Genomic DNA, 11,232 nt, shown 5'->3' on the forward strand with positions numbered 1-11,232 from the left:
TCATGGTTGAAGGCGATCAGACCCTGCATGGGTCGAATGTTGTTCCTGATCAGAACTTGGAAATGAGCATTCGCTTCGAATGTTGATTTCTGACTTTTGTCAGATCGTTCTTTAAAAATTCGGATATGTGATAGATATAGACTGATGACCAGTTTCACTGCTGGTTAATCAGGCTAAGGTAAAATTTGTGAGTTCTGCTCGAAAGAGCAACATGCGAATTTTCGGCGAATGTCGTCTTCACAGTATAACCAGATTGCTTGGGGTTATATGGTCAAGTGAAGAAGCGCATACGGTGGATGCCTTGGCAGTCAGAGGCGATGAAAGACGTGGTAGCCTGCGATAAGCTTTGGGGAGTCGGCAAACAGACTGTGATCCAGAGATCTCTGAATGGGGGAACCCACTCAGCATAAGCTGAGTATCTTGTACTGAATACATAGGTGCAAGAGGCGAACCAGGGGAACTGAAACATCTAAGTACCCTGAGGAAAAGAAATCAACCGAGATTCCCTTAGTAGTGGCGAGCGAACGGGGACCAGCCCTTAAGTTGATTTGAGATTAGTGGAACGCTCTGGAAAGTGCGGCCATAGTGGGTGATAGCCCCGTACACGAAAATCTCTTGTCAATGAAATCGAGTAGGACGGAGCACGAGAAACTTTGTCTGAATATGGGGGGACCATCCTCCAAGGCTAAATACTACTGACTGACCGATAGTGAACCAGTACCGTGAGGGAAAGGCGAAAAGAACCCCGGAGAGGGGAGTGAAATAGAACCTGAAACCGTATGCGTACAAGCAGTGGGAGCCTACTTTGTTAGGTGACTGCGTACCTTTTGTATAATGGGTCAGCGACTTATATTCAGTGGCGAGCTTAACCGAATAGGGGAGGCGTAGCGAAAGCGAGTCTTAATAGGGCGTTTAGTCGCTGGGTATAGACCCGAAACCGGGCGATCTATCCATGGGCAGGTTGAAGGTTAGGTAACACTGACTGGAGGACCGAACCGACTACCGTTGAAAAGTTAGCGGATGACCTGTGGATCGGAGTGAAAGGCTAATCAAGCTCGGAGATAGCTGGTTCTCCTCGAAAGCTATTTAGGTAGCGCCTCATGTATCACTCCAGGGGGTAGAGCACTGTTTCGGCTAGGGGGTCATCCCGACTTACCAAACCGATGCAAACTCCGAATACCTGGAAGTGCCGAGCATGGGAGACACACGGCGGGTGCTAACGTCCGTCGTGAAAAGGGAAACAACCCAGACCGTCAGCTAAGGTCCCAAAGTCATGGTTAAGTGGGAAACGATGTGGGAAGGCTTAGACAGCTAGGAGGTTGGCTTAGAAGCAGCCACCCTTTAAAGAAAGCGTAATAGCTCACTAGTCGAGTCGGCCTGCGCGGAAGATGTAACGGGGCTCAAACCATGCACCGAAGCTACGGGTGTCATCTTTGATGACGCGGTAGAGGAGCGTTCTGTAAGCCTGTGAAGGTGAGTTGAGAAGCTTGCTGGAGGTATCAGAAGTGCGAATGCTGACATGAGTAACGACAATGCGAGTGAAAAACTCGCACGCCGAAAGACCAAGGTTTCCTGCGCAACGTTAATCGACGCAGGGTTAGTCGGTCCCTAAGGCGAGGCTGAAAAGCGTAGTCGATGGAAAACAGGTTAATATTCCTGTACTTCCAGTTATTGCGATGGAGGGACGGAGAAGGTTAGGCCAGCCTGGCGTTGGTTGTCCAGGTTTAAGGTGGTAGGCTGAAATCTTAGGCAAATCCGGGATTTCAAGGCCGAGAGCTGATGACGAGTTGCCTTCAGGCGACGAAGTGGTTGATACCATGCTTCCAAGAAAAGCTCCTAAGCTTCAGATAACTGGGAACCGTACCCCAAACCGACACAGGTGGTTAGGTAGAGAATACCAAGGCGCTTGAGAGAACTCGGGTGAAGGAACTAGGCAAAATGGCACCGTAACTTCGGGAGAAGGTGCGCCGGCGAGGGTGAAGGACTTGCTCCGTAAGCCCATGCCGGTCGAAGATACCAGGCCGCTGCGACTGTTTATTAAAAACACAGCACTCTGCAAACACGAAAGTGGACGTATAGGGTGTGACGCCTGCCCGGTGCCGGAAGGTTAATTGATGGGGTTAGCGCAAGCGAAGCTCTTGATCGAAGCCCCGGTAAACGGCGGCCGTAACTATAACGGTCCTAAGGTAGCGAAATTCCTTGTCGGGTAAGTTCCGACCTGCACGAATGGCGTAACGATGGCGGCGCTGTCTCCACCCGAGACTCAGTGAAATTGAAATCGCTGTGAAGATGCAGTGTATCCGCGGCTAGACGGAAAGACCCCGTGAACCTTTACTATAGCTTTGCACTGGACTTTGAATTTGCTTGTGTAGGATAGGTGGGAGGCTTTGAAGTGGGGACGCCAGTTCTCATGGAGCCATCCTTGAAATACCACCCTGGCAACTTTGAGGTTCTAACTCAGGTCCGTTATCCGGATCGAGGACAGTGTATGGTGGGTAGTTTGACTGGGGCGGTCTCCTCCCAAAGAGTAACGGAGGAGTACGAAGGTGCGCTCAGACCGGTCGGAAATCGGTCGTAGAGTATAAAGGCAAAAGCGCGCTTGACTGCGAGACAAACACGTCGAGCAGGTACGAAAGTAGGTCTTAGTGATCCGGTGGTTCTGTATGGAAGGGCCATCGCTCAACGGATAAAAGGTACTCCGGGGATAACAGGCTGATACCGCCCAAGAGTTCATATCGACGGCGGTGTTTGGCACCTCGATGTCGGCTCATCACATCCTGGGGCTGAAGCCGGTCCCAAGGGTATGGCTGTTCGCCATTTAAAGTGGTACGCGAGCTGGGTTTAGAACGTCGTGAGACAGTTCGGTCCCTATCTGCCGTGGACGTTTGAGATTTGAGAGGGGCTGCTCCTAGTACGAGAGGACCGGAGTGGACGAACCTCTGGTGTTCCGGTTGTCACGCCAGTGGCATTGCCGGGTAGCTATGTTCGGAAGAGATAACCGCTGAAAGCATCTAAGCGGGAAACTTGCCTCAAGATGAGATCTCACTGGGATCTTGAATCCCCTGAAGGGCCGTCGAAGACTACGACGTTGATAGGTTGGGTGTGTAAGCGCTGTGAGGCGTTGAGCTAACCAATACTAATTGCCCGTGAGGCTTGACCATATAACACCCAAGCAATTTGCGCACGAAAGCCAAATTGTGGTGGTGAAGACGAAAGAACCGAAAGTTCGCAACATCACAAATATCGCATATCCGAATTCGCTGGGCTGTCCATCTGGACATTCTGGCAACAGAATTTCTTGACGACCATAGAGCATTGGAACCACCTGATCCCATCCCGAACTCAGCAGTGAAACGATGCATCGCCGATGGTAGTGTGGGGTTTCCCCATGTGAGAGTAGGTCATCGTCAAGATTCATTTCGCAAAACCCCTATCTGCACATGCAGGTAGGGGTTTTGTCTTTGTGGTGCAAAATTCCCAGGCATACGCAGCCCCTGTGGGAGCGGGCGCGCCCGCGAACACCGGCAAAGCCGGTGCCATTCACCGCGTCGCCTGTTTCGCGGCGGTTCGACGCTTCGACTTGCCCGCTCCCACACCGATCATGTCAGCCTGATGGCATTCTTACAGGCTTGTGCGATCCCTGTGGGAGCGGCCGTTCGCCGCCGCCGGCAGCCCTTTTCCTATGCAAGCCAACAGCCCATAGCTATCATGCCTGCCTTATTCCAAGTCGAGACTGGCATGCTGAAGTTGTTGAATCTCCTCAAGGATGGTCGGTTCCATTCCGGAGAAGCTCTGGGGTCGGCCCTCGGGGTAAGTCGCAGCGCCGTTTGGAAGCAGCTGCAGCACCTGGAGAGCGAACTGAACCTCACCATTCACAAGGTTCGTGGGCGCGGCTATCAGTTGGCGGCGCCACTGGCTTTGCTCGATGCACAAGCGATTGCCGGGTTTGCCGAAGGCGAGCAGTGGCCCGTTTTTATCCACGAAACCATCGACTCGACAAATGCCGAAGGCCTGCGGCTCGCCGGGGAAGGGCAGAACGCTCCATTCCTGGTCCTGGCCGAGCGCCAGAGCGCCGGCCGTGGTCGTCGCGGTCGGCAGTGGGTCAGCCCGTTTGCCGAAAACCTCTATTACAGCCTGGTACTCCGTGTGGATGGCGGCATGCGCCAGCTCGAGGGCTTGAGCCTGGTGGTGGGGTTGGCGGTAATGCGTACCCTGCAGGCGTTTGGGGTTAAGGATGTGGGGCTCAAATGGCCCAACGATGTCCTCGTTCGCGGGCAGAAGATCACCGGTATCCTCCTGGAGTTGGTGGGTGACCCGGCAGATGTCTGTCATGTGGTGCTGGGTATCGGCATCAATGTGAACATGCAGGTCAACGATCAGGTCGACCAGGTGTGGACCTCGATGCGCCGCGAAGTAGGGGCGGCAGTCGACCGTAACCGGCTGGTAGCGTTGCTCAGTCAGCAATTGCAGCACGAATTGGCACGGCATCGTCGCTACGGGTTTGCCGCATTCCAGGAAGAATGGGAGCAGGCACACCTCTGGCAGGGGCGCAATGTTTCCCTGGTTGCCGGTAGCACGCGTATTGATGGCGTGGTTCTTGGTGTCGACGGGCAGGGCGGCTTGCGCCTTGAGGTGGACGGGGTGGAAAAGAGCTTCAGTGGTGGTGAGCTCAGTTTGAGGTTGCGTGATGATTCTTGAGCTCGATTGCGGTAACAGCTTCATCAAGTGGCGGGTAATCCACGTCGCTGATGCAGCGATTGAAAGCGGCGGTATCGTCGACTCCGATCAGGCGCTGGTGGCCGAAGTGGCTGCGCTGGCTTCGGTACGTCTGACCGGCTGCCGCATTGTAAGTGTGCGCAGTGAGGAAGAAACCGATGCGCTTTGCGCGCTGATTGCCCAGGCATTTGCCGTGCAAGCGCGCGTGGCGCACCCCGCCCAGGAAATGGCGGGTGTGAGCAATGGCTATGACGACTACCAGCGCCTGGGCATGGACCGTTGGTTGGCGGCGCTGGGAGCATTTCACCTGGCCAAGGGCGCTTGCCTGGTCATTGACCTGGGCACCGCTGCCAAAGCGGATTTCGTTGCGGCGGACGGTGAGCACCTGGGTGGCTACATCTGCCCGGGTATGCCATTGATGCGTAGCCAGTTGCGTACTCACACCCGGCGTATCCGTTATGACGATGCCTCGGCCGAGCGTGCATTGGCCAGCCTGGCGCCAGGTCGCTCGACGGTCGAGGCGGTCGAGCGCGGTTGCGTGTTGATGCTCCAGGGTTTTGCGCGTACCCAGCTCGAGCAGGCGCGTGCGTTGTGGGGGGACGATTTCACGGTGTTCCTCACAGGTGGCGATGCGCCGCTGGTTAGGGAGGCCGTGCCCCAGGCGCGTGTCGTGCCTGACCTGGTTTTCGTAGGCCTGGCTATGGCCTGCCCATTGGATTGAGGTGCCTATGCGTTGGTTGTTTCTGCTGTTACTGGTGCTCAACGTCTTCTATTACGTGTGGCACCAGCAGGAAGCCCCGCTGAAGGTCAAGGAAGTCGCGCCCCTATCGCTGTACAAGGGGAATCAGCAAGAAATCCGCCTGTTGCGCGAAACGGGGATGTCGGCGCCACCCAAACGCCGGGATGAGTGCCTGGTGGTCGGTGGCGTGATGGGGCAGGGCCAGCTCGATGCACTGCGTCAGCGCCTGTTGAGCCTGGATATTGCCACGCTGCCGGTGGTGGGGCAGCTGCCAGGGGCGGATGGTCGTTGGCTCAAGGTTGCCCCGGAAAGCGAGCGTTTGCTGGACCAAACCGTGCTCGCGACTCTTTCCAACGATTTCAAAGACTTAAAACACAAAATTATTTTCTGCCAGGGTATTGCAACTGGCGAATAGCTTGATAGAATGGCGCCCGCTTCACAGGGAACACCACTCAGGTGGCAGAACTGGAAGCGGTGTCAAAGCAGCTAAGTTTCAGATTTGATTGAAAAAATTTGAAAAAACGCTTGACACTAGGACGGCAGACAAATAGAATGCCGGCCACATCTGGAGGGATTCCCGAGCGGTCAAAGGGGACGGACTGTAAATCCGTTGCGAGAGCTTCGAAGGTTCGAATCCTTCTCCCTCCACCAGTTTTAGCGAGAGCCGCAAGCTCCGCGGGTATAGTTTAGTGGTAGAACCTCAGCCTTCCAAGCTGATGATGCGGGTTCGATTCCCGCTACCCGCTCCAAGTTTGCTGGATTTTGCACAAAGTGTTTCGCTCTTGTAGCTCAGTTGGTAGAGCACACCCTTGGTAAGGGTGAGGTCAGCGGTTCAAGTCCGCTCAAGAGCTCCATATAAACAAGGCAGATATGAAAATATCTGCCTTTGTTTTATCAGCGCAAGACTATTTCTTCTGCGGAGGATTGTATCGATGGCTAAGGAAAAGTTTGATCGTTCCCTTCCCCACGTTAACGTCGGCACTATCGGCCACGTTGACCACGGTAAGACCACTCTGACCGCAGCTCTGACTCGCGTCTGCTCCGAAGTTTTCGGTTCGGCAGTCGTTGAGTTCGACAAGATCGACTCGGCTCCGGAAGAAAAAGCGCGCGGTATCACCATCAACACCGCTCACGTCGAGTACAACTCGAACATTCGTCACTACGCTCACGTTGACTGCCCAGGTCACGCTGACTACGTGAAGAACATGATCACCGGTGCTGCCCAGATGGACGGCGCGATCCTGGTTTGCTCGGCCGCCGATGGTCCGATGCCACAAACCCGTGAGCACATCCTGCTGTCCCGTCAGGTAGGCGTTCCTTACATTGTGGTCTTCCTGAACAAGGCTGACCTGGTAGACGACGCCGAGCTGCTGGAACTGGTCGAGATGGAAGTTCGCGACCTGCTGTCCACCTACGACTTCCCAGGCGACGACACCCCGATCATCATCGGTTCGGCTCGTATGGCCCTGGAAGGCAAAGACGACAACGAAATGGGTACTACCGCTGTCAAGAAGCTGGTAGAAACTCTGGATGCCTACATCCCTGAGCCAGTTCGTGCCGTTGACCAGCCGTTCCTGATGCCGATCGAAGACGTATTCTCGATCTCGGGTCGTGGTACCGTTGTTACCGGTCGTATCGAGCGTGGTATCGTCCGCGTTCAGGATCCGCTGGAAATCGTTGGTCTGCGTGACACCACCACCACCACCTGCACCGGTGTTGAGATGTTCCGCAAGCTGCTGGACGAAGGTCGTGCTGGCGAGAACTGCGGCGTTCTGCTGCGTGGTACCAAGCGTGACGACGTTGAGCGTGGCCAGGTTCTGGTCAAGCCAGGTTCGGTCAAGCCGCACACCAAGTTCACCGCAGAAGTCTACGTTCTGTCGAAGGAAGAAGGCGGTCGTCACACTCCGTTCTTCAAAGGCTACCGTCCTCAGTTCTACTTCCGTACCACTGACGTGACCGGTAACTGCGAACTGCCGGAAGGCGTTGAAATGGTAATGCCAGGTGACAACATTCAGATGACTGTCACCCTGATCAAGACCATCGCAATGGAAGACGGTCTGCGCTTCGCTATCCGTGAAGGCGGTCGTACCGTCGGCGCCGGCGTCGTAGCAAAAATTATTGAATAAGTAGTTGATTTACTTGATCAGGCCGGTATAATGGCCGGCCTGATACAGCGTTACAGGTCAGTAGCTCAATTGGCAGAGCGACGGTCTCCAAAACCGTAGGTTGGGGGTTCGATTCCCTCCTGACCTGCCATTTCACCTCGGTGTGATGGCTTTCTTCTCACAGGATCCTCCTCGATGACTCCCAAAACTGAAGCCCAAGAATCGCGTTTTGATCTGTTCAAGTGGCTGGCTGTAGTGGCTTTGGTGGTTGTCGGTGTAGTGGGTAACCAGTATTACTCCGCCTCCCCGATCCTGTATCGCGTCCTCGCACTTCTCGTCCTGGCTGCTGTCGCGGGCTTTGTAGCTCTGCAGACTGCGAAGGGCAAGTCGTTCTTTGCGCTGGCGAAGGAAGCTCGTACCGAGATTCGTAAAGTCGTGTGGCCGACCCGCCAGGAAACCACCCAGACCACGCTGATTGTCGTGGCTGTCGTGCTGGTTATGGCACTGCTGCTGTGGGGTCTTGATTCCCTGCTCGGCTGGGCGGTCTCCTTGATCGTTGGCTAAAGGTGTCCCGTGGCTAAGCGTTGGTATGTTGTGCATGCTTACTCGGGTTACGAGAAGCATGTAATGCGCTCCCTGATCGAGCGCGTCAAGCTGGCTGGCATGGAAGACGGTTTCGGCGAGATCCTGGTCCCGACCGAAGAAGTCGTCGAAATGCGCAACGGCCAAAAGCGCAAGAGTGAGCGTAAATTCTTCCCTGGCTATGTACTGGTCCAGATGGAGATGAACGAAGGGACTTGGCACTTGGTCAAGGACACCCCTCGTGTGATGGGCTTTATTGGTGGTACCGCAGACAAGCCTGCGCCGATCACCGATAAAGAAGCAGAGGCTATCCTGCGTCGCGTTGCCGACGGTAGCGACAAGCCGAAGCCGAAGACGCTGTTCGAGCCGGGTGAAGTGGTTCGAGTCATTGACGGTCCGTTCGCTGACTTCAATGGTAGTGTCGAAGAGGTTAACTACGAAAAGAGTCGCCTGCAGGTAGCGGTGCTCATTTTCGGTCGCTCTACTCCGGTGGAGCTCGAGTTCAGCCAGGTCGAAAAGGTCTAGGCGGACGAAGCATCCCATACCCCGCAGCCCTGTGTGCTGCGGGGTTTTGTCGTCACTGGGATAAAACGCAAGTCATCCGGGGAGCCAGCAGGCGTTCGTACCCGATTTTGGAGTAGCTCATGGCTAAGAAGATTCAGGCTTACATCAAGCTGCAAGTTAAGGCCGGCCAGGCCAACCCAAGCCCACCCGTTGGTCCAGCACTGGGTCAACACGGTGTGAACATCATGGAATTCTGCAAGGCCTTCAACGCCCGTACCCAGGGTCAAGAAGCCGGCCTGCCGACTCCTGTGATCATCACTGTCTACAGCGACCGTAGCTTCACCTTCGAGACCAAGAGCACCCCTGCCTCGGTTCTGCTGAAGAAAGCTGCTGGCCTGACCAGTGGTTCGGCTCGCCCGAACACCGTTAAAGTCGGTACCGTTACCCGTGCTCAGCTGGAAGACATCGCCAAAGCTAAACAGGCTGATCTGACTGCCGCTGACCTGGACGCTGCTGTACGCACCATCGCTGGCTCTGCCCGCAGCATGGGCCTGAACGTGGAGGGTGTGTAATGGCTAAGCTGACCAAACGCCAAAAGGCAATCGCCGAGAAAATCGAAGCAGGCAAGGCCTACAACTTCGAAGAAGCGGCCACTCTGCTGGCTTCGCTGCCGGCTGCCAAGTTCGTAGAATCCTACGACATCGCCGTTAACCTCGGTGTTGACCCGCGTAAATCCGACCAGGTCGTACGCAGCGCTACCGTGCTGCCGCACGGCACTGGCAAGACCGTTCGCGTTGCTGTCTTCACCCAGGGTCCAGCTGCTGAAGCCGCTCTGGCTGCCGGCGCTGACCGCGTAGGTATGGACGATCTGGCTGCCGAAATGAAAGGCGGCGACCTGAACTATGACGTCGTTATCGCATCGCCTGATGCCATGCGCGTTGTAGGTCAGCTGGGTCAGGTTCTGGGCCCTCGCGGTCTGATGCCTAACCCGAAAGTTGGTACCGTGACCCCAGACGTAGCCGGCGCCGTCAAGAACGCCAAGGCTGGTCAGGTTCGCTACCGTACCGACAAGAACGGTATCATCCACACCTCCGTTGGCAAGGTCGGCTTCGAAGCCGGCAAGCTGAAGGAAAACGTTGAAGCCCTGATCGCTGATCTGAAGCGTATCAAGCCAGCTTCCTCGAAAGGTATCTACGTCAAGCGCGTTACCCTGAGCACCACCATGGGCCCAGGTCTGGTCATCGATCAGAGCTCGCTGAACGTGTAAGAACATGGTGGCGCGACCTGTCGCGCCACCAGCAAAAATTGGGGTCCCTGCCTGGCGGGGGCTATCCAAGACCGTAGGCGGCGCAAGCCTTAAAACACCAGCCCACGCAGATGGTGCTCCCGATTCGTTACCGAATCAGACACCAAAACGACATCCGGCTCCGGCCAGATGAAACGGTAAAAACCAGGAGTAAACCCGTGGCAATTAAACTCGAAGACAAGAAGGCCATCGTCGCTGAAGTCAACGAGGCTGCCAAAGTCGCTCTGTCCGCTGTCGTGGCTGATGCCCGTGGTGTGACTGTAGGCGCAATGACCGGACTCCGTAAAGAGGCCCGCGAAGCTGGCGTTTACGTACGTGTCGTACGTAACACCCTGCTGAAGCGCGCTGTTGAAGGCACCGAATTCTCGATCCTCAACGACGCGTTCAAAGGCCCGACCCTGATTGCTTTCTCCAACGAACACCCGGGCGCTGCTGCTCGTCTGTTCAAAGAGTTCGCCAAGGGTCAGGACAAGTTCGAGATCAAGGCAGCTGCGTTTGACGGCAAGTTCCTTGCCGCTAACCAGATCGACGTGCTGGCAACCCTGCCAACTCGCGACGAGGCTATCGCACAGCTGATGAGCGTAATCCAAGGTGCAACCAGCAAGCTGGCTCGTACCCTGGCAGCTCTGCGCGACCAGAAAGAAGCTGCTGCTGCCTAAGGCACGCGCAACTCTTTCAAAATCATACGTTTAATTTGATGGCTGCGTAGGCTGTCACCCCAATACAGGATTGAAGTCATGTCTCTGACTAACGAGCAAATCATCGAAGCAATCGGCCAGAAAACTGTTCTGGAAATTGTTGAACTGATCAAAGCGATGGAAGAAACCTTCGGCGTTACCGCTGCTGCCGCTGTTGCCGCTGGCCCAGCCGCTGGCGCTGCTGCCGCTGTTGAAGAACAGACCGAGTTCAACGTCGTTCTGACCGAAGCTGGCGACAAGAAAGTAAACGTGATCAAGGCCGTTCGTGAACTGACCGGTCTGGGCCTGAAAGAAGCCAAAGAGAAAGTCGACGGCGCTCCTCAGGTTATCGCTGAAGGCGTTTCGAAAGAAGCCGCTGAAGACGCGAAGAAGAAGCTGGAAGAAGCTGGCGCTAAAGTCGAGCTGAAGTAATCTCGACCTTGCGACTCCAGTCCGAGCGTTGAGCGAAGGGCTGATGGCTGGTGGCTTATGCCACCGGCCTTTTTCCGTTATTGGTGGCCGGTCAGGCCGGCCCCGATAACAAGCTGCAAGACACCCATGTGGGTGGCGCAAACCAAGGGGTTTGCACGATTTTCTGGCTGC

General features: G+C 55.5%; 10 protein-coding genes, 4 tRNA genes and 2 rRNA genes. All 16 read left to right on the forward strand.

The window, feature by feature from the left end; genetic code table 11:
* Positions 1-269: 269 nt before the first annotated feature.
* Positions 270-3,161 (forward strand): 23S ribosomal RNA (locus tag ABNP31_RS02190).
* Between the two features lie 136 nt (positions 3,162-3,297).
* Positions 3,298-3,413: ribosomal RNA gene (gene rrf / locus ABNP31_RS02195) — 5S ribosomal RNA — on the forward strand.
* Between the two features lie 325 nt (positions 3,414-3,738).
* Positions 3,739-4,698 carry a bifunctional biotin--[acetyl-CoA-carboxylase] ligase/biotin operon repressor BirA gene (gene birA / locus ABNP31_RS02200; protein WP_025337485.1) on the forward strand — a complete coding sequence of 320 codons (960 nt, stop codon included), beginning with the start codon at positions 3,739-3,741 and terminating at the stop codon, positions 4,696-4,698.
* Positions 4,688-5,437 (forward strand): pantothenate kinase, encoded by a 750-nt coding sequence (locus ABNP31_RS02205; protein ID WP_085617759.1) that lies wholly within the window; start codon positions 4,688-4,690, stop codon positions 5,435-5,437. The genes birA and ABNP31_RS02205 overlap by 11 nt, the downstream gene beginning before the upstream one ends.
* A 7-nt stretch (positions 5,438-5,444) precedes the next feature.
* Complete coding sequence (locus ABNP31_RS02210; protein WP_085665364.1) at positions 5,445-5,870, forward strand: hypothetical protein; 426 nt, start codon at positions 5,445-5,447, stop codon at positions 5,868-5,870.
* Between the two features lie 152 nt (positions 5,871-6,022).
* Positions 6,023-6,106, forward strand: a tRNA-Tyr gene (locus ABNP31_RS02215).
* A gap of 24 nt (positions 6,107-6,130) precedes the next feature.
* Positions 6,131-6,204, forward strand: a tRNA-Gly gene (locus tag ABNP31_RS02220).
* 29 nt (positions 6,205-6,233) lie between these two features.
* Positions 6,234-6,309: transfer RNA gene (locus tag ABNP31_RS02225), tRNA-Thr, on the forward strand.
* Between the two features lie 78 nt (positions 6,310-6,387).
* Entirely contained in the window at positions 6,388-7,581 is a 1,194-nt protein-coding gene (gene tuf, locus ABNP31_RS02230) for an elongation factor Tu (protein WP_013970626.1), read from the forward strand.
* 54 nt (positions 7,582-7,635) lie between these two features.
* Positions 7,636-7,711, forward strand: a tRNA-Trp gene (locus ABNP31_RS02235).
* Positions 7,712-7,755: 44 nt separating this feature from the next.
* Positions 7,756-8,124 carry a preprotein translocase subunit SecE gene (secE, locus tag ABNP31_RS02240; protein ID WP_003257081.1) on the forward strand — a complete coding sequence of 123 codons (369 nt, stop codon included), beginning with the start codon at positions 7,756-7,758 and terminating at the stop codon, positions 8,122-8,124.
* A gap of 9 nt (positions 8,125-8,133) precedes the next feature.
* Positions 8,134-8,667 carry a transcription termination/antitermination protein NusG gene (gene nusG, locus ABNP31_RS02245; RefSeq protein ID WP_003255501.1) on the forward strand — a complete coding sequence of 178 codons (534 nt, stop codon included), beginning with the start codon at positions 8,134-8,136 and terminating at the stop codon, positions 8,665-8,667.
* A 119-nt stretch (positions 8,668-8,786) separates the two neighbouring features.
* Complete coding sequence (gene rplK, locus ABNP31_RS02250) at positions 8,787-9,218, forward strand: 50S ribosomal protein L11 (RefSeq protein WP_003255500.1); 432 nt, start codon at positions 8,787-8,789, stop codon at positions 9,216-9,218.
* On the forward strand, positions 9,218-9,913 hold the full coding sequence (rplA, locus tag ABNP31_RS02255) for a 50S ribosomal protein L1 (protein ID WP_013970629.1): 696 nt from the start codon (positions 9,218-9,220) through the stop codon (positions 9,911-9,913). Before rplK ends, rplA begins: the two co-directional genes overlap by 1 nt.
* A 197-nt stretch (positions 9,914-10,110) precedes the next feature.
* Entirely contained in the window at positions 10,111-10,611 is a 501-nt protein-coding gene (rplJ, locus tag ABNP31_RS02260; protein WP_003257082.1) for a 50S ribosomal protein L10, read from the forward strand.
* A gap of 78 nt (positions 10,612-10,689) precedes the next feature.
* Complete coding sequence (gene rplL, locus ABNP31_RS02265; protein ID WP_013970630.1) at positions 10,690-11,061, forward strand: 50S ribosomal protein L7/L12; 372 nt, start codon at positions 10,690-10,692, stop codon at positions 11,059-11,061.
* Positions 11,062-11,232: the final 171 nt, after the last annotated feature.

It is taken from the genome of Pseudomonas asiatica, from assembly GCF_040214835.1.
Lineage (GTDB): Bacteria > Pseudomonadota > Gammaproteobacteria > Pseudomonadales > Pseudomonadaceae > Aquipseudomonas > Aquipseudomonas putida_Z.

Excerpts from the sequence above, each read along its gene's own strand:
- birA (WP_025337485.1), top strand. The coding sequence starts at position 3,739 with ATGCTGAAGTTGTTGAATCTCCTCAAGGATGGTCGGTTCCATTCCGGA.
- ABNP31_RS02205 (WP_085617759.1), top strand. The coding sequence starts at position 4,688 with ATGATTCTTGAGCTCGATTGCGGTAACAGCTTCATCAAGTGGCGGGTA.
- ABNP31_RS02210 (WP_085665364.1), top strand. The coding sequence starts at position 5,445 with ATGCGTTGGTTGTTTCTGCTGTTACTGGTGCTCAACGTCTTCTATTAC.
- tuf (WP_013970626.1), top strand. The coding sequence starts at position 6,388 with ATGGCTAAGGAAAAGTTTGATCGTTCCCTTCCCCACGTTAACGTCGGC.
- secE (WP_003257081.1), top strand. The coding sequence starts at position 7,756 with ATGACTCCCAAAACTGAAGCCCAAGAATCGCGTTTTGATCTGTTCAAG.
- rplK (WP_003255500.1), top strand. The coding sequence starts at position 8,787 with ATGGCTAAGAAGATTCAGGCTTACATCAAGCTGCAAGTTAAGGCCGGC.
- rplA (WP_013970629.1), top strand. The coding sequence starts at position 9,218 with ATGGCTAAGCTGACCAAACGCCAAAAGGCAATCGCCGAGAAAATCGAA.
- rplL (WP_013970630.1), top strand. The coding sequence starts at position 10,690 with ATGTCTCTGACTAACGAGCAAATCATCGAAGCAATCGGCCAGAAAACT.